The following is a 17,951-nucleotide window of genomic DNA, read 5'->3' on the forward strand; positions in this document are numbered from 1 at the left end:
CAATCGAACGCCATCGAGGTGGAATGGTCATCGTTCACAACTGTGCAGATTACATTTGTGCGTTGACCGTTCCCGGGTGGCGCCGCGCAATTCGGCAAGCATGATCGGGAGCGGGACCGGCCCGCTCACGTCCGCACCGAGCGCCCGCCGAGGAAGAGGGAACATGCCTGCTGCCGTGACGGCCGACTGGCGCTACCGGATCCTCGTCGGGGGCTACTCGGTCTCCTCGTACGGAACCTTCCTCAACATGGTGGCGCTCAACCTCTTCGTCTACGCCACGACGGACAGTGCCCTGGCCATGGGCCTGTTCATGGCCGTACGGCTCGGCGCCGGATTCCTCACGGGGCTCACCGCCGGCTCCCTGCTGGCCCGGGTCGCCGTCAAGCCGGTCATGCTCTGGATGAACCTGGCGCAGGCGGCCGCCATGCTGGTGCTGGCGTTCGTACCGGACGGGCTGCGCACAGTCGCGCTGTTCGTCGCCTCCGCCACGATCGGCGCCTGCAGCACGGTTTTCATGGTGGCGCTGCGCAGCTCGATTCCCGATCTGGTGGGGGAGGAGCGGCGCAGCTGGGCCAACTCGCTGATGGTGGGCGGCCGTTCGATGGCCATGGTGGCGGGCTTCGCCTCCGCCGGCGTCGTCGTGTCGCAGCTCGGATTCACCGCCGCGTTCCTGCTCGACGCGGCGAGCTTCCTGGTGTGCGCGGCGACGGTGATCTGGCTGCCGGACAAGGCCGGGCGTACGGCGGAGGGCGATCGTACGGCCGACGGGGCAGGCACTGCTGAGAAGGCCGAGGCGGGCGCAGACTCCGGGCGCAAGCTGTCGGTCGCGGTGACCGCGCTCGCGGCCGTGCCCGCGATGGGGCTCATGGTGATCCTGCGCGGCGTCGACGCCCTCGGCTCGTCCTCGCACAACGCGGCCCTCCCGGTGTACTCCAGCGCGCTCGACCCCGGCGACCCGGCGGCGTTCGTCAGCCGCTTCTGGCTCTTCTGGGCCCTCGGGAACGTACTGGCCCAACAAGTCATCCAGCGGTGGGTCAAGCACACCGGGCGATCCGTCGGCGCCGTCGGATTCGGCCTGGGTACGGTCGCCATGTCCAGCGCCTTCATCCTGGGCTTCGCCGGGTTCCCGATCGCCGCCACGCTGGTGATCGCGCTTGTCGCCGGAGCCGCGGACGGGCTCACCGAGGTGTCGTACACCTCGCATCTCCAGACGCTGCCGGAGACCCTGCGCGGCCACGCGTTCGGAATCTCGGCCACGGTCGAGAACCTCGGCTTCGGCGTCGGCATGATCGCCGTCGCCGCCGCGCTGGAGGCGTTCTCACCGTTCTCCGTCGTCGCCTGGTCCCACGGCGTCGCGATCGTCGTCGCGCTGGTCTTCCTGATCCGGCTCATGGGCGGGCGGGGCCGGTGGGGTCGGAGTGACAAGAGGTCGTCCGTAGAGGGAGGGAATGCCGATGCGGGAGACCCGCACAGCGGTCGTCGGGATGGCGCTGAGGTTTCCGGGGGCTGACAGTCCCGGGCAGTACTGGGAAGACATCCGCTCCGGGACGTCGCACGTACGCCGCTTCACGGACGCGGAGTTCGCCGCCGCCGGGATCCCCGAGGAGGCGTACCGGGCACCGGACTTCATGGGTGCCAGTGCGCCGCTCCGGGACATCGACGGCTTCGACGCGGGCTTCTTCCGGATGAGCGGCAGGGAGGCCGCCGTCACCGACCCGCAGCAGCGGCTCTTCCTGGAGTGCGTCTACCACGTGCTGGAGGACGGCGGATACGCGCGGCCCGACCCGGACGTCCGTATCGGCGTCTACGCGAGCACCGGGTACCGCCTCTACTCCCTCCACAGCTACCTGGCCAACAACCTTGAACGGGAAGCCCGTTCGGCGGACTGGCACGCCGTGAAGCAGGTGCAGGTCGGAAACTATCCGGACTTCACCGCCAGCCGGGCGGCCTTCAGGCTCGGCCTGACCGGGCCCGCCGTCAACGTCGCCACCGCCTGCTCCAGCTCGCTCGTCTCCGTACACCTCGCCCGCCAGGCACTGGCATCCGGCGACGCGGACCTGATGGTCGTCGGATCGGCCGCGCTGCACCTGCCCCAGGTGACCGGTCACCCGCACGTCAAGGGCTCGACGCTCTCGCGGACCGGTACGGTACGTGCCTTCGACGCGGCGGCCGAAGGCACGGTCGGCGGCAACGGGGTGGCCGCGGTGCTGCTCAAGCCACTCGACCGCGCGCTCGCCGACGGCGACACGGTGCACGCCGTGATCCTCGGCTCGGCGGTCACCAACGACGGTGCGGGCAAGGGCGGTTTCGCCGCGCCGGGGGTCGCGGGGCAGCGGGACGCCGTACTCGGGGCGCTGCGGGCAGCCGGTGTCCCGGCCGACACGATCGGCTATCTGGAGGCGCACGGCACGGGCACGCTCAAGGGCGACCCGATCGAATTCGCCGCGCTGAGCGAGGCGTTCGCGCGCCACACGGATCGGACCGGCTTCTGCGCGCTCGGCTCCACCAAGCCCGCCATCGGCCACCTCGACAGCTGCGCGGGACTGGCCGGACTCATCAAGGCGATCCTCGTGCTCCGGCACGGCGAAATTCCGCCGCTGGTGAATTTCTCCCGGCCCAACCCGGCCCTCGATGTCGCAGGCAGCGCGTTCGTCCTGCCGGACCGGCTTCGCGCGTGGCCGGCGCCCGGGGGTGGCGTACCGCGCCGGGCGGGCGTGCACTCCATCGGCATGGGGGGCACCAACGCCCATGTGATCCTCGAAGAGGCGCAGCCGACGGCGGCAGGCCTGCCGGTGGCGTTGGACCGGGCCGCCTTACCCGGCCTGCTGCCGCTGTCGGGGCACGACCCGCAAGCGCTGACCGAGTACGCACGAGCCTTCCGGGACCACCTCGTACGCCACCCGGGGACGGCGCCCGCCGATCTGCTCACCGGCGCGGCGCTGGGCCGTCGCCATCTACGGCACCGGCTCGTCGTCACGGCGGAGCCGGACGGCCTGCTGCGCGCGCTCGAAAACTACCTCGACAGCCCGCTGGAGGCCGGTCGGGACGCGCCGTACGCACTGGGCGAGGTCCCGGAAGATGCCGTTCCCGAGGCGGTGTTCCTTTTCAGCGGGCAGGGCGGTGGGAGACCGGGGACGGCGGCCTCCGTCGCCGCTCGCTTCCCCGTGGTCGCGGAGACGCTCGACGCGTGCGCGCGAATCCATCGGGACGAGACGGGTGAGGACACGTTCCTCGAACGCCTCCTGACCGACGAAGGACCCGAACAGTGGGACACGGAATTCGCCCAGCCCGCGATCTTCGCCCTCCAGGTCGCCCAGGCGCGGCTGTGGCGCCGGCTCGGCGTCGAGCCGGCGGTCGTCGCGGGACACAGCGTGGGCGAGTACGCGGCCCTGTGCGTCGCGGGCGCCCTGACGCTGGAGGACGGGCTGCGGCTGGTGTGCCGGCGCGGGCGGCTGATGCAACGCCATACGGAACCCGGCGGCATGATCGCCGTACTCGCGCCGGAAGAGTGCGTACGCCGGCTCCTGGCCGACGTCGACGGCCTAGAGCTCGCCGCGGTCAACGGCCAGGCCCATCATGTGGTTGCCGGCGGGCGGCGGGCGGTGGCGGCAGCCCGCACGTGGCTCACCGAACACGGCGAGGCGGGGCTGCCGCTGGCGGTGGACCGGGCGTTTCATACGTCGCTGATCGACCCCGTGCTCGACGACCTCCGTATCGCGGCGGAGAAGGCCGAACTCAGGCCGACTCGTGCGGCGCTGGTCAGCGGCCTGGACGGCGCGCTGCGTCCGGCGGGCTGGCTGCCGGACGCGGACGATCTCGTACGGCAGGCACGCGAGCCCGTCGACTTCCACGCGATCCTGCGCACACTCGCCCCGCGAAGGCCGCTGCTCGTGGAACTCGGCCCCGACGCGCCGCTGACCGGGATGGCCCGCCGGGTCCTGCCGGACACGGTCGCGGTGCCGACGCAGCGCCGGAACACCGCCACGCTCCAGCCGCTGTGGGCCGCCGTCGCGCGCCTGCACTGCGCGGGCCACGCCATCGACTGGGCGGCGCTGCTCGACGGCTGCGGCGGCCGCCGGGTGCCGCTGCCCACGTATCCGTTCCAGCATGAGTCGCACTGGACGGGGCCACCGCCGTTCTTCAGGGGCCCGGCGGGTCCCGGTCCAGGGCCCCGGAATCCCTCCGAAGACGACGACCATCGAGCCACCACGGAGAACGCCATGACTGAACAGTCCGTACTGGACCGGGTGCTGGAGCTGACCGCCGGCCACTTGGGCTACGAGCCGTCACAGGTCGGAGCCGACCGGACTTTCGTGGGCCTCGGTGCGGACTCGCTCCAACTGATCGGGATGCTGCGGCAGTTGGAGGGGGAGTTCGGCATAGAGATAGCGATGCGAGAGATGCTGGAGGAAGTGGGCACACCACGACTGACGGCGACCTTGATCACCACCCGCCGGGGCGCGAGTGCGACTGGGGCACCGGCAGCGGCAGCGGCACCGGCAGCGGTTGGCGCCGCGCCGGGTGCAGAGAAACCGGCTGGCGCAGCGCCGGCTGGCTCTGTGTCGCCCTCCGTCGCGTCGGCTGCTCCCGCGCTGGCTGGTCCTGGACCGGCTGGCGCCGCACTGGCTGCTCCCGCATCGGCTGGCGCCGCACCGGCTGCTCCTGCACCGGCTGGCGCCGCACCGGGTGCGGCTGCATCAGCTGTCTCCACGCTGGCCGGCTCCGCCTCGGCTGTTCCGGCACCGCTTACCTCCCCGCTGGCCGGCTCCGCCTCGGCGGCTTCTGCACCGGCTGGGTCCGTGTCGGCTGCTCCCGCATCGGGTGCCGCCGCGTCGGCCGTGCCCGCGCTGGGCGGCACTCCGGCGCCTGCCCTCCCCAACTCGGGCGCTACCACGCCGGTTGCCGGGGCGCCCGCGGTGCCGACCGCCACCGACGGCTCCCTGGGCGAGAGCCCCGCGGCCATGCCATCGGCCGCCGCCGACGGCTCGCCGGCGTACGCGACGCGCGCCGAGGTCGAGGAGCTTGCGCGGCAGATACGGCAGCTCGCTGCGACTCAGGCGGAGATGCTCACCCAGCTCTCCGAAGCCGTCGCGCTCCTGACCGAGGGCCCCGAGGCGGCGGCCCGATGAGTACTCCAGGCGTATCCGTCACGGCCTCCGCCGACGAGGTGGCCAAGGCAGCCGAGCTCTCCCGACAGCTCACAGCACGGCTGGCCGCTGCCAAGCAACGCCGTGCAGCGCCCGCACCCGCGTTTGTGTCGACAGCCGAGGCTGCGATCGCTCCTGCAGTTTCATCGGTGTCCGCACCGGCCACGCCGACACCCGCACCCGCGTTTCCGACCGAGCCCGAGGCCGGGATCGCACCCGCACCTGCACTCCCAGCCTCCCCCGAACCACCCCTGCCCACCCAGCAGCACGGTCCCCGCGTCACCGTCCCCCCGGGCTCCGGCATGGCCGGGGACGGGGCCGATCGCAAGCAACTGGCGCACGTCGCCGACCTCGTGCGGCGGTTCACCGAGCGCACCCGTACCTCCAAGGAACTGGCCCAGCGGCACCGGTCCGTCCTCGCCGACAGTCGCGCCGTAGTGGGCTTCCGGCGGGCCACCAAGGAGATGCTGTACCCGATCGCCGCCCGCTCCGCGCTCGGCGCCCGTCTCACCGACGTCGACGGCAACGACTACACCGACATCACCATGGGCTTCGGTGCCCTGCTCTTCGGCCACGAACCGGACTTCGTCGCCGATGCCGTACGCCGCCACCTCTCCGACGGGCTGCGCCTCGGCCCGCGCTCGGCCGACACCGGCGAAGTGGCCGAGCTGCTCGCCGAGACGACCGGCATGGAGCGGCTGGCCTTCGCCAACTCCGGCACCGAGGCCAACTCCGCCGCCGTCCGCCTCGCCCGCGCCGCCACCGGCCGCGACCGCATCGTCATGTTCCGCGGCTCGTACCACGGCCATGTGGACTCCGTGCTCGGGCGCCCGGGCCCCGAAGGGCACCACGCCGTCCCGGTGTCCCGCGGCATCCCGCGCAGCGCCGTGTCCGAACTGCTCGTACTCGAATACGGCGCCCAGGAGAGCCTGGAGACCATCGAGTCGCTCGGCGACACCATCGCCGCGGTACTCGTCGAGCCCGTCCAGTGCCGCAACCCCGGCCTCCGGCCGGTCGAGTTCCTCCGCTCGCTGCGCGAACTCACCGCCCGTCGCGGCATCGTGCTCCTCTTCGACGAGATGCTCACCGGTCTGCGCCCCCACCCGCGCGGCGCCCAGCACCACTTCGGTGTCGTCCCCGACCTCGCGACGTACGGCAAGGCCCTCGGCAGCGGCTTCCCCATCGGCGCCATCGCGGGCCGCGCCGACATCATGGACGGCATCGACGGCGGCTTCTGGCAGTACGGCGACGACAGCCGCCCGATGCGCGACACCACCTTCTTCGGCGGTACGTACATCCAGCACCCCGTTTCCATGGCGGCGGCCAAAGCGGTCCTCACGCACCTCAAGGAGCAGGGGCCAGGCCTCCAGGAGCGCCTGAACGCACGCACGGACGCACTCGCCGACGACCTCAACCGCTTCTTCCGCGACGAGGAATTCCCTCTGGAAATGGCCCACTTCGGGTCGATGTTCCGCTTCACGCACCGCGCCGACATGGAGCTGCTCTACCACCACCTGATGCTGCGCGGCATCCATGTGTGGGAGTGGCGCAGCTTCTACCTCTCCACCGCCCACACCGACTCCGACACCGAGCGGATCACCGACGCGGTGAAGGACTCCCTGCGCGAACTGCGCCGCCAGGGCGGCTACTTTCCCGAGAAGGCCAAAGCAAAGGCCCGTCCCACCGACTCCCCTCGCAAGCGCCCCGCCCCCGACTTCGGCGTCTACTTCTTCGGCAACTACCCCGAAAAGACCACGGACGACGACGTCGCCGCAGGCGACAAGTACGAGCAGCTCATCGAGACGGCCAAGTTCGCCGACACGCACGACTTCAGCAGCCTCTGGCTGCCCGAACGCCACTTCCACTCCTTCGGCGGCCTGTTCCCCAACCCTGCCGTCCTGGCCGCCGCCCTCGCCCGCGAAACCCGCAGCATCAGGCTGAACGCCGGATCCGTCGTCCTGCCCCTGCACGACCCCGTCCGCGTCGCCGAGGAGTGGTCGGTGGCCGACAACCTCTCCGGCGGCCGCGTCGGTATCGGCTGCGCCACCGGCTGGCACGCCAACGACTTCGTCCTCCACCCGTACCGCTTCCAGGACCGCAAGGAAATCGCCTTCGCCCATCTCGACGACGTACGGCGCCTGTGGCGCGGCGATGCAGTGCGCCGCCGCACCGGAGAGGGCCGCGACATCGACGTACGGATCCAGCCGCGCCCCGTCCAGGACATGCCGCCCATGTTCCTCGCGACCTCCGGGCAGCGTGCGTCGTACGCCGAGGCGGCGAGACGCGACCTCGGCATCGTCACGAATCTGATGAACCAGAGCGTTGCCCAACTGGCCGAGAACATCCGCCACTACCGGCAGGTCCGCGCCGAACACGGCCTCGACCCCGACGCCGGCCGCGTCACCGTCCTGATCCACACCTACCTCGCCGAGGACCACGCGAAGGCGCGGGCCGACGCGCTGGAGCCGATGAGCAGCTACCTGCGCTCGTCGCTGCTGATGCGCTCCGCCGCGACGGCGCTCGGCCGCAGCCCCGAGGACGTGGCCGCCGCGAGCGAGGAGGACCTCGACTACCTGTTCCGCCGGGCGTACGACCGCTACTGCGACCAGCGCGCCCTGATCGGTACACCCGACACCTGCGCCCCCGTCGTCGACGCCCTGCACGCCGCCGGCGCCGACGAGATCGCGGCGCTGGTCGACTTCGGCATGCCGACGCAGCTGATGCGGTCGGGTCTTGAGCAGCTGGACGTACTGCGCAGGCGCTACCACGACCGCGAGACGCCGACGGCCCTGGCGCCGACGGCCCCGGCGACCATGCCCCCGGCGGCGACGCCCCAGGCGGTCACCGCCCCCGCCACCCCCGCCCAGCAGCGCCTCTGGCTGGCCTCCCGGCTGATCGGCAACCCGGCGGCGTACAACGAGATACAGGCCGTGCGCCTGCGCGGGCACCTGGATCCGGCCGCCCTGCGCGCCGCCGTCACCGGCCTCGCCGAACGGCACGCGGCGCTGCGTACCGTCTTCCGCACCGGGCGCGGGGACGAGACCGTTGTCCAGGTCGTACGTCCCGGCCTGCGGCCCGAGCTGCTGGTGGTCACCGACGCCTGTGGGCAGGACGCCGACAAGGCGATCGCCGAGGCACTGAGCGAGGAGAGCGAGCGCCCGTACGACCTGGCCGAAGGGCCGCTGTTCACGCCCAGGCTGCTCCTGCTCGGCCCCGGCGATCACGCGCTGCTGCTCGGCATGCACCACATCCTCACGGACGGCCACTCGGCCGAGATCCTCGCCGCCGACCTCCAGGAGCTGTACCGGGCGGGCGTGGAGGGCCGCGAACCCGCCTTCGCCCGCCCCGCCGGTACGACGCTCGAACCGGCCGCCGCCCCGCCCGGCAGCCCGGACGACGACGACCTCACGTGGTGGCGCGACCACCTCGGGGACAAGCCGCCCGTGCTCCTGATGCCGACCGACCGCCCGCGCGGACGCACCGTGGCGGGCCGGGGCGCCGCCGTGGCCGTCAGGCTCGGGCCCGAGCGCACCGCACAGCTTCAGGACTGGGCCGGGCGCCAAGGCGTCACGCTGTTCGCGACGCTGCTCACCGGCTGGCAGATCGTGCTCCGCCAGTACGCCGGTCAGGACGACTTCGTCGTCGGCAGCACCTTCGGGCGCAGAGCGCCGGACCAGCGCGACACGGTCGGCTTCCATGTCGCGCTGCTCCCGCTGCGTACGTCGCTCACGGACCGCACCGGTCTGACCGACGCCGTACGGGCGACCAGGGACACGCTGTTCGGCGCCGACGCGCATCGCGAGGTGGACCTCGACGCGTTGCTGGCCGCCGGCCATCCCGACCCCGGCAACCCGCGTCCGCTGGTCACCGTCTCGGCGGACCTCGACACCGAACCCCTCGCCCGTATCGAACTGCCCGGCCTGCGCGTCGAAGGGCTCGACGGCGGCACCGAGTCCGCGCCCCTCGAACTGGCCCTGATGGCCACCCGCAGCGCCGCCGGGCTCAAGCTCCGTGTCCGCTACGACGCGGATCTCTTCGACGAGGCCACCGTGCGCGGCTGCCTGGACCAGCTCGACCGGGTGCTCGCGGCGATGGCGGAGGGGACCGCCGAGCGCGTGGGCGAGCTGCCGGCGCCCCCGGGGTACGCGGCAGGAGACTCGACCGCTGCAACCCTGCGCGCGGTGTGGGAGGCGGTTCTCGGGACCGACGGCTTCCCTGCCGACAGCAATTTCTTCGACCTCGGCGGCAATTCGATCAGCGCGATCAGGCTCGTCAACCGGGTGCGCGACGCGCTGGGGACCGACTACCCCATGGCGGACTTCTTCCAAGACGCCACCCTGCGGGCCATGCAGGACCAGCTGGCCGGACCCGGCCAGGACGCGCCGCGCGTACAGGGGGAACTGTGACCGTACCCGATCACATCGACACACTGCTCGCCCGGCTGGAAGCACTCGACGTACGGCTGCTGGCGACACCCGGGGGCGCACTGCGCTACGACGCGCCCCGGCATGCGCTCACCGACGACCTCCTCGCCGAACTGCGCTCGCACAAAGCCGAGTTGATCGCCCGGATCTCCGGCGTCACGCACGAGGTGACCGACCGGGCCCCGGCGAGCGACCAGCAGGCCCGCATGATCGCCGGCCACTACTCCGTACCGCACGCCGAGGTCTGGAACATACCGACCAGGATCCGCTTCACCGGCGCCCTGGACCCGGACGCGCTCCGGGCGGCCCTCGCCGAGCTGATCGGCCGCCACCACGGCCTGCGCACGCGCTTCGTACAGCAGGACGACGGCGCCTGGTGGCAGGAGGTCGTCGCGCCTCCGCCGCTCGACCTGCCGGTCGAGGACCTCACGCATCTCCCGGCCGCCGCCGAACGCCGCAAACACGGCGAGGAGTTGTGCCACGAGGCAGCCGCCGCGAGCTTCGACCTCACCCGCCCCGTCCTGCCCCGCCTCCGCCTGATCCGGACCGAGGAGGACGAGTGGGCGCTGATGTTCGTACTGCACCACATCTGTGTGGACGGCTGGTCCCTGTCCGTGCTCCTCGCGGAAATCGCCGAACTGTACGCCGCGTACGCCTCAGGCACCGCCCACACCCTCCCCGCCCCCACGTCCCAGTCCACCGACTACGCACGCTGGCAGCGCGAGCAGGACGACCCGGCCACCGAGGCCCGCAGGGCCGCACACTGCGCCGCGTACCTGGACGGCGTACCGGCCGCCCTCGACGTACCCACCGCACTCCCGAGACCCGAAAAGCTCAGCGGACGCGGCGGTACGATCCGGGGCCTCGCGTCCGGTGAACTCCGCGCCGCCGTCGAAGGGTTCGCCGCGGCCCGGCACACCACACCCTTCGCCGTGGCCGCCGCCGCCCTCGGCGTCTTCCTGGCCAGGCTCTCCGGCGAGCGGGACATCCTCCTCGCCGTCCCCTACGCCAACCGCGAGGCCACCGCCTTCGAATCCCTGGTCGCCATGACATCGACAGCGATCATGGTCCGCGTACGCCCCGACCCGGACGAGAGCTGCGCCGCCCTCGTCACCCGCACCGGCGCCGGCGCGATGGAAGCCATGGCCAATGTGCTGCCCACGGCACGGATCATGCAGGCGATGCGGGAGGCGGGCGCGACCGACGTGCCCGACCGCGTCCCGTACGTCCTCGCCTTCCAGAACTCCGTCGACACCGACATCGAGATCCCGCATCTCGGCGTCGAGGTGGACGACCTGGCGCCGCCGCTCGCCCGCAGCGAACTCTGCTTCGGCCTGGCACCGCGCAGGGACCCCGCGACGGGCTACCGGACGTTCCTCGAATACTCCGCCGACCTGTGGGACGCGGAAGCCGCCGAGGCACTGCTCACCGAATACACCACCCTCCTGAGCGAGCTGTGCTCCCGGCCCGAAGAGCCGGTCGGATCTCTGCTGCAGGCCAACGGAAAGGCACGGACCGCATGACGCTGACCCACGACCGGAGTCACAGCGACGACCTGATCTCCTTCATCCGCGCCAGCCCGTCCCCGTACCACGCGGTGGCGAGCGCGGCCGAGCGGCTGGAGAAGGCCGGTTTCCGCGAGCTGGCCGAGACCGACAGCTGGTCAGGTGAGAGCGGCGGCTGTTACGTCGTACGGGGCGGCGCCCTCATCGCCTGGTACGTCCCCGAGGGCGCACCCGCGCACACCCCCTTCCGGATCGTCGGAGCACACACCGACTCGCCGAACCTCCGCGTCAAGCCCTCGCCCGACACGAGCTCGGTGGGGTGGCGGCAGGTCGCCGTCGAGGTGTACGGCGGAGTGCCGCTCAACACCTGGCTCGACCGAGACCTGGGCATCTCGGGACGGGTCACCATGCGCGACGGGACGAACCGGCTGGTGTGCATCGACCGGCCGCTGCTGCGCGTGCCGCAGCTCGCCATCCATCTCGACCGTACGGTCAACGAGGGCCTCGCCCTCGACCGCCAGCGGCACACCGCCCCGATCTGGGGTCTCGGCGGGGCCGAACAGGGCGCGCTGCTCAGCCGGGTGGCGGAGGAGGCCGACGCGGACTTCTACGAGATCCTCGGCTGGGACCTGATGTTCCACGACGTACAGCCGCCCGCGTATCTCGGAGCGGACGAGGAGTTCCTGGTCTCCTCCCGCCTCGACAACCTTGTGTCGGTCCATGCGGGCGTCACCGCACTGGCCGCCGCCACGGGCCGGGAGAGCGCGTACGTACCGGTGCTGGCCGCCTTCGACCACGAGGAGGTCGGCAGCGCGTCGGAGAGCGGCGCCCAGAGCCCCCTCCTCGAACGTGTACTGAACCGGTCGGTCGCCGCGCGCGGCGGTACACAGGAGGACCGGGAGCGGGCCTTCGCGGGCTCGTTCTGCGTATCGGCCGACATGACGCACGCGGTACACCCGAACTACCCGGAGCGCCACGACCAGGACCACCGCCCGCTGCCCAACGGCGGGCCGGTCGTGAAGGTCAACGTCAACCAGCGCTACGCCACCGACGGGCAGGGGATCGCGGTCATCGCTGCGGCGTGCGAAAGGGCGGGGACTCCGTGGCAGTCGTTCGTCTCGAACAACGCCATGCCCTGCGGCACGTCGATCGGCCCGCTCACGGCGGCCCGTACGGGCATTCCCACGGTCGATGTGGGGGTGCCGGGCCTCTCCATGCACTCGGCGCGTGAGCTGTGCGGAACGCAGGACCCGTGGCTGCTGGCTCAGGTGCTCACCGAATTCGTCACGGCGGGCTAGGCGATGACACAGGACGAATCCCGTAAGGAATGGACGGCCGTACTGCGCCCCGCACGCGGCGACGGACCGCACGGCGCCGGGCCGCACGACGCCGGGCCGCGCGGCCGGGTCGTCGCCGTGCCCAACGCGGGCGCCGGCCCCAATTCCCTCCTGCCCCTGCTGAAGCGCCTGCCCGACAGCATCGAAGTCGTCGGGGTCACCCTGCCGGGGCGCGAACGGCGGTACACGGAGACCTTCGCCGACACGCCGGACGACCCGCCGGCCGTCGTGCGCGCCGTCCTCGGCGAACTGCGTCGGATGCCCGCACTGCCCACCGTGTACTTCGGCCACAGCATGGGTTCGGTGCTCGCGGCGGCGCTCGCCCTGGAGGCGCCGGACCTGTGCGCGGGGCTGGTGCTCAGCGCACCGCCGGACGTGGACGCCGGGGTCCGTGGAGACGCCGGTATTGCCGGTTACTCCGGGGACGCCGGGGACGCCTGGGACGAGGCCGCCCTGCTCGATGTCGTACGCCGGGGTGGCGGCACCCCGGCCGAGGTCCTGGCGGACCCGTTCTTCCGGGACCGCGTACTGTCCCTCCTGCGCTGCGACCTGACACTCGGCCGGCGACTGGCCCGCCTCAACGCGGGCCGGGCGCTGCCCGTGCCGCCGACGGTGCTGACGGGCGAGGACGACGCACTCGTCACGGGCCCGGAACCGGCCGCCTGGACGACGTACGCCCCCGCCGGGCGCCGCCAACGCTCCTTCCCCGGCGGGCACTTCTACCTCCTGGACCCCAACAACCGCGACGCTGTGGCCGCCGAGATCAGCGCGGCCTTCCCCCGGAACGGAGCCACACCACCCGTGGAAGAGACCTTCCTCATCTGCCTGCCCTTCGCCGGAGCGGGCGCGTCGTTCTTCACGCCGTGGCAGGACCTGGCCCCCGAGGGCCTGCGCATCCTCTCCGTGCAGCTTCCCGGCCGTGAGCAGCGCTTCGTCGAGCCCCCGCACACCGACGCCGCCGACGCGGTGGACGAGGCGTACGCCCTGACGACCGCGCAGCTCGGCGAAGGCGCCCGTGTGGCCGTGTTCGGCCACAGCCTGGGGGCGGTGCTGGCGTACGAACTCGCGCACCGGCTCGAAGCGACGCCCGGCGTGAGTCTCGACGGCCTGGTCGTGAGCGGCTCGCCGGGCCCCTGGACCCGCCGCGCCGACCATGCGAACGACCTGCCGGACGACGAGTTCGTGGCCCGCGTCCGTACCTTCGCGGGCTACTCGCACGTGGCACTGGAGGACCCCGAGATGCGGGCGCTGCTGCTGCCGACGCTCCGTGCGGACGTACGGATGCACGAGACGTACGTTCCCTCCTCCGACCGCCCGCTCTCGGCTCCCATTACGTCGGTCCGGGGCCGCGACGACGAACTCGTCAGCGCTGTGGAGGCCGCGCAGTGGGCGTGGGCGACCACCGGCAAGCTCACGACGGCCGAACTCGACGGCGGGCACATGTACGTGACCGAGCGGGCGGAAGCTCTGCTGCGGCTGACAGCGGCCGAACTCCGCACGGCCCGGGCACGATGACGTCGATGAGGACACGGCTGTCCGGCAGGACCGCGCTGATCACGGGAGCGGCGAGGGGACTGGGCCGTGCCTGTGCGGTCGCCTTCGCCCGCGAGGGCGCGGACCTGATGCTGGTCGACGTGGCGGGGGACCTGCAGGGCGTCCCCTACCCGCTCGGTTCCGCGAGCCAGCTCGCGTACACCGCCGACCTCTGCCGGGACGAAGGCGCAGCCGTACTCACGCGCCCCGTCGACGTGCGGGACCTGGGGCAGGTGGAGGGGGCGGTGGCCGACACGGTCGCCCGCTTCGGCCGTGTCGACGTACTAGTCAACAATGCGGGAATCGCGGCCCCTTCGGGCAAGACGGCACACGAGATCGAAGAGCACGAATGGCAGCTCATGCTCGACGTCGACCTCTCCGGTGCCTGGCGGACGATCCGGGCGGTGGGCGGCCTGATGGCGGCCCAGGGCTCGGGCAGCATCATCAACATCGCCTCGACCGCGGGCCTCGTCGGCTACCGCCACTTCGCGGGTTACGTCGCGGCCAAGCACGGCCTCGTCGGCCTGACCAAGGCCGTCGCGCTGGACTACGCCCCGCGCAAGGTCCGCGTCAACGCGCTGTGCCCCGGTTCCGTACGGGACGAACCGCAAGTGGAGGGCCGGATGCTCTCCGAGATCGCCCGGTCCCTGGACGTACGGGTCGACGAGCACGAGGAGACGTTCGTCCAGGCCCAGCCGATGAACGCCCTGGTCGAGCCCGAGGACATCGCGGGGGCGGCCGTCTGGCTGGCGTCGGACGAGTCCCGGCAAGTGACCGGAAGCGTGCTCACCATTGACGGCGGCTTCACCGCCCGCTGACCCCCGGAGAACCCCCAATGCCACACGTCCCTGCCCCGGCCGCCCTCTCCCGGATCGTCCCGGCGGACTGCCCGCCGTCGGCCCACTGCCACGCCCTGTCCGTACGCCTGCCGGACGGTGGTGACGCCGACGGGCTCGGCCGGTCGCTGGACGCCGCTGTCCGGCTGTGGTGGCCCGAAGCGGGGGAGCGGTGGCCGGTGCTGTGGCGGGAGGCGGTGCGGGCGCCGGCCGACTGTGACGCGGCTGAACGGCGGCTGTATGCCGAGACGCACCGCCCGGTGAGCGTCGCTTCGGGACCGCTGCTGCGTGCCGTGCTGCTGGAGTACGCCGACGGGCCAGCCGACCTGGTCCTGACCGCCCACCGGCAGCGTCTCGACGCCCGCTCGCTGGCCGGGGTCGCGGACGTGGTGCTGGGGCGGGTGCCAGCCGGGGAGTTCTGGGTGGCTCAGGGATGCGCGGGCGACAGCTCACCGGTGCGCGGACGGCCGGGATCCGGCGGCCGGATCGAGTGGGGAGGGACAGGCGTGGTGTTGAGTACGGCACTTGCCGGTACGTCCGATGATCCGCTGGCGTGCGTGGTCGCTGCTGCGGCGTTGGTGGTGGGGCGGTACGAGGGGCGGGCGGCGACGGAGGTCGGCGTGCTGGCGGAGGGGGCGGACCGGCCCGAGCGCGCTCTTGGTGCGTTTGACGAGGCGTGGGTCCAGGCTGTGGACCTCTCTGAGGGGTGCACGGCGGGACAGCTGCTGGACGCGGTCCGGGCGGCGCGGCCAGGCCCGTACGAGGGGGTCCGCCCCGTCGTCGGCGTGCTGGGCGGCGAGGGCCTCGGGGGGAAGGATTCTTTCGCCCGCTCCTCAAACGCCGGAGAGGCTGGAATTTACGGCAACCTCCAGTCGGTCCGGGGGTCTGGGGGCTTGCCCCCAGTTCGGGAAGGGGCGGGTAGGGGAACTGCGCCGCAGGCAACCCGCACCCCAACCCCCCACGCCACGCACTGCAGCCCCGCCCCGCACCACCTCCCCTGCCAAACCGCCCCCTTCCCACTCACACTGACCATCCGCACCACCACTACCCCTGACGGCGGCATCGCCCTCGACCTGCACCATGAGCTCCAACACGTCGACGACGCCACCGCGCGTGCCTTCGTCCGCCACGTGGCCCGCGTCTACCAGCAGTTGACCGCATCCCCCGGCCAACCCGTCGCCGACATCGCACTGCTCGACGCCGCCGAAGCTGAAACCCAGCTCGCCCTCGGCCGCCCCGAAGGCGACTCGCACCCACCCCGCCCGCGCCCCCGCCGCATCGACGCCCTCTTCGACGAACAGGCAGCCCTGCGCCCCACCGCGACGGCCCTCACCCACGACGGCCGCACCCTGACCTACGCGCAGCTTCGCGAACGGGCGGAGCTCTGTGCCGCCGGGTTGCGCGCGGCCGGTGTGCGGGCGGGGGAGCGGGTCGGTATCTGCCTGGAGCGGTCCGCCGACCTCGTGGTGGTCATGCTCGCGGTGCTGAAGGCGGATGCGGTGTACGTACCGCTGGACCCGGCGCACCCACCGGCCCGGCTGACGTACACCGCACAGGACGCGGGCCTGCGCCTGATCGTGACGGCCCCCGACACCTTCCCCGGCGACGACACGGACGTCCGCACCCTCACCCCCGCAGACCTGGCCGCCACAGGCACGGAAGCCATGGCGGCCACGGACGCCAAGGCGGCCACAGAATCCAAGGCGGCCCGCACCCACCCCGCCCGCGCCCCGCAGGAAGCCGCGTACGTCATCTACACCTCGGGCTCCACCGGCCGCCCCAAGGGCGTCGTCGTGCCGCACGCCAACGTGGCCGCGCTGCTGGACGCCACCCGCGACGACTTCGGCCTCGGCGCCGACGACACCTGGACGCTCTTCCACTCCAGCGCCTTCGACTTCTCCGTCTGGGAAATCTGGGGCGCACTGCTGACCGGCGCACGGCTGGTCGTAGTGGACTACTGGGTGTCCCGGTCACCCGCCGAGTTCCGCGCACTGCTCATGCGCGAGGGCGTGACAGTGCTCAACCAGACCCCCTCGGCATTCGGCCAGCTCATGGAGGCCGACCGGCCCCACCGGCCCGAACTGCCGCTGCGCCTCGTCGTCTTCGGCGGCGAGCCGCTCGACACGCGCCCACTGCTCGGCTGGCTCGACCGCTACCCGGAGAGCCGGTGCCGGCTGGTGAACATGTTCGGCATCACCGAGACCACCGTCCACGCCACGGCCCAGACGGTGACCCGCCGCGAGGCGATGGCCGGTTCACGCTCCGTGGGCCGTCCGCTGCCCGGCTGGTACGTGTACGTGCTCGACGCGCAGGGCCGCCCCGTGCCGACCGGCACGGCGGGCGAGATCTGGGTCGGCGGCGCCGGTGTCGCACTGGAGTACCTGGGGCGCCCGGAGCTGACCGCCGAACGCTTCGTGCCCGATCCCTACCGGCAGGAGAGCCGCATCTACCGCAGCGGCGACCTCGGCAGACTCCGCCCCGACGGCACCCTGGAACATCTCGGGCGGCTCGACAGCCAGGTCAAGATACGCGGCTTCCGGATCGAGCTGGACGAGATCCGCAGCGTCCTCCTCGACGACCCGTCGGTCACCTCCGCCGCCGTAGTGCTCGGCGGCGATGTGCTGAAGGACGCGGCGGGCGTACGCATCGACGCATACGTCGTGCTGCTCGAAGAGCGGTTCGCCGAAGCGGCCGCGGCCGCGGTACGGCGGCGAGTCGCGAAGCTGCTGCCCGACTACATGGTGCCGACGACGGTGACGGCTCTGCCCGCGCTCCCGCTCACGGAGAACGGGAAGCTGGACGTACGCGAACTTCCCGAACCGAAGCCCGAACCGAAGCCCGAGCCCAAGTTCGAGCCCCAGCCCCAGCACACCCCCGAGCCCGCCGTCCAGGCCAGCAATCCCCTGGCCGAGGTCTGGGAGTCCGTACTCGGCGTACCCGTCGGCCCCGACGACAACTTCTTCGACCTGGGCGGCAACTCGCTCTACGCCGTCCGAGTAGCCGCAGCACTCCGGGAACGCGGGCTGCCACCCGTCTCGCTCCGCCAGCTGTATACAACCCCGACTGTCCGTGAGTTGACGGTCGCTCAGACTGCCGGAACCCTCCCCGGAGCCCATGATTCCGGGGCTGTGGCGGGCCATTGACGATCTACGCCCCTACCAGCCCGTCA

The 17,951-nt window shown here is 72.2% G+C and carries 8 protein-coding genes and 1 pseudogene; all 9 read left to right on the forward strand.

All coding sequences use genetic code 11. From position 1 onward, the window contains the following. Positions 1-163 precede the first annotated feature (163 nt). The gene (locus J7I98_RS18680; protein ID WP_214921876.1) at positions 164-1,510 is read left to right on the forward strand and encodes an MFS transporter; all 1,347 of its coding nucleotides are present in this window, start codon (positions 164-166) and stop codon (positions 1,508-1,510) included. Then, positions 1,455-5,129, forward strand: a complete 3,675-nt coding sequence (locus J7I98_RS18685) for a type I polyketide synthase (RefSeq protein WP_214921877.1) — start codon at positions 1,455-1,457, stop codon at positions 5,127-5,129. The genes J7I98_RS18680 and J7I98_RS18685 overlap by 56 nt, the downstream gene beginning before the upstream one ends. After that, positions 5,126-9,553 carry a MupA/Atu3671 family FMN-dependent luciferase-like monooxygenase gene (locus tag J7I98_RS18690; RefSeq protein WP_214921878.1) on the forward strand — a complete coding sequence of 1,476 codons (4,428 nt, stop codon included), beginning with the start codon at positions 5,126-5,128 and terminating at the stop codon, positions 9,551-9,553. Before J7I98_RS18685 ends, J7I98_RS18690 begins: the two co-directional genes overlap by 4 nt. Then, complete coding sequence (locus J7I98_RS18695; protein WP_214921879.1) at positions 9,550-11,094, forward strand: condensation domain-containing protein; 1,545 nt, start codon at positions 9,550-9,552, stop codon at positions 11,092-11,094. The genes J7I98_RS18690 and J7I98_RS18695 overlap by 4 nt, the downstream gene beginning before the upstream one ends. After that, the gene (locus tag J7I98_RS18700; protein ID WP_214921880.1) at positions 11,091-12,374 is read left to right on the forward strand and encodes a M18 family aminopeptidase; all 1,284 of its coding nucleotides are present in this window, start codon (positions 11,091-11,093) and stop codon (positions 12,372-12,374) included. The genes J7I98_RS18695 and J7I98_RS18700 overlap by 4 nt, the downstream gene beginning before the upstream one ends. A 3-nt stretch (positions 12,375-12,377) precedes the next feature. Further along, positions 12,378-13,172 (forward strand): annotated as a pseudogene (locus tag J7I98_RS41125) (thioesterase II family protein); the annotation flags it as partial. 42 nt (positions 13,173-13,214) lie between these two features. Further along, positions 13,215-13,928, forward strand: a complete 714-nt coding sequence (locus J7I98_RS41130) for an alpha/beta fold hydrolase (protein ID WP_308377863.1) — start codon at positions 13,215-13,217, stop codon at positions 13,926-13,928. Then, on the forward strand, positions 13,925-14,764 hold the full coding sequence (locus J7I98_RS18710) for a mycofactocin-coupled SDR family oxidoreductase (RefSeq protein ID WP_374225147.1): 840 nt from the start codon (positions 13,925-13,927) through the stop codon (positions 14,762-14,764). The genes J7I98_RS41130 and J7I98_RS18710 overlap by 4 nt, the downstream gene beginning before the upstream one ends. 17 nt (positions 14,765-14,781) lie before the next feature. Beyond that, positions 14,782-17,925 (forward strand): amino acid adenylation domain-containing protein, encoded by a 3,144-nt coding sequence (locus tag J7I98_RS42275; protein WP_285438049.1) that lies wholly within the window; start codon positions 14,782-14,784, stop codon positions 17,923-17,925. The last annotated feature ends 26 nt before the right edge of the window (positions 17,926-17,951 follow it).

The organism is Streptomyces sp. ISL-98 (assembly GCF_018614055.1).
In the GTDB taxonomy this organism is placed as follows: domain Bacteria; phylum Actinomycetota; class Actinomycetes; order Streptomycetales; family Streptomycetaceae; genus Streptomyces; species Streptomyces spiramyceticus.

Coding starts and splice junctions, on each gene's coding strand:
- J7I98_RS18685 (WP_214921877.1), top strand. CDS start 1,455: ATGCGGGAGACCCGCACAGCGGTCGTCGGGATGGCGCTGAGGTTTCCG.
- J7I98_RS18710 (WP_374225147.1), top strand. CDS start 13,925: ATGACGTCGATGAGGACACGGCTGTCCGGCAGGACCGCGCTGATCACG.
- J7I98_RS18700 (WP_214921880.1), top strand. CDS start 11,091: ATGACGCTGACCCACGACCGGAGTCACAGCGACGACCTGATCTCCTTC.
- J7I98_RS42275 (WP_285438049.1), top strand. CDS start 14,782: ATGCCACACGTCCCTGCCCCGGCCGCCCTCTCCCGGATCGTCCCGGCG.
- J7I98_RS18690 (WP_214921878.1), top strand. CDS start 5,126: ATGAGTACTCCAGGCGTATCCGTCACGGCCTCCGCCGACGAGGTGGCC.
- J7I98_RS18680 (WP_214921876.1), top strand. CDS start 164: ATGCCTGCTGCCGTGACGGCCGACTGGCGCTACCGGATCCTCGTCGGG.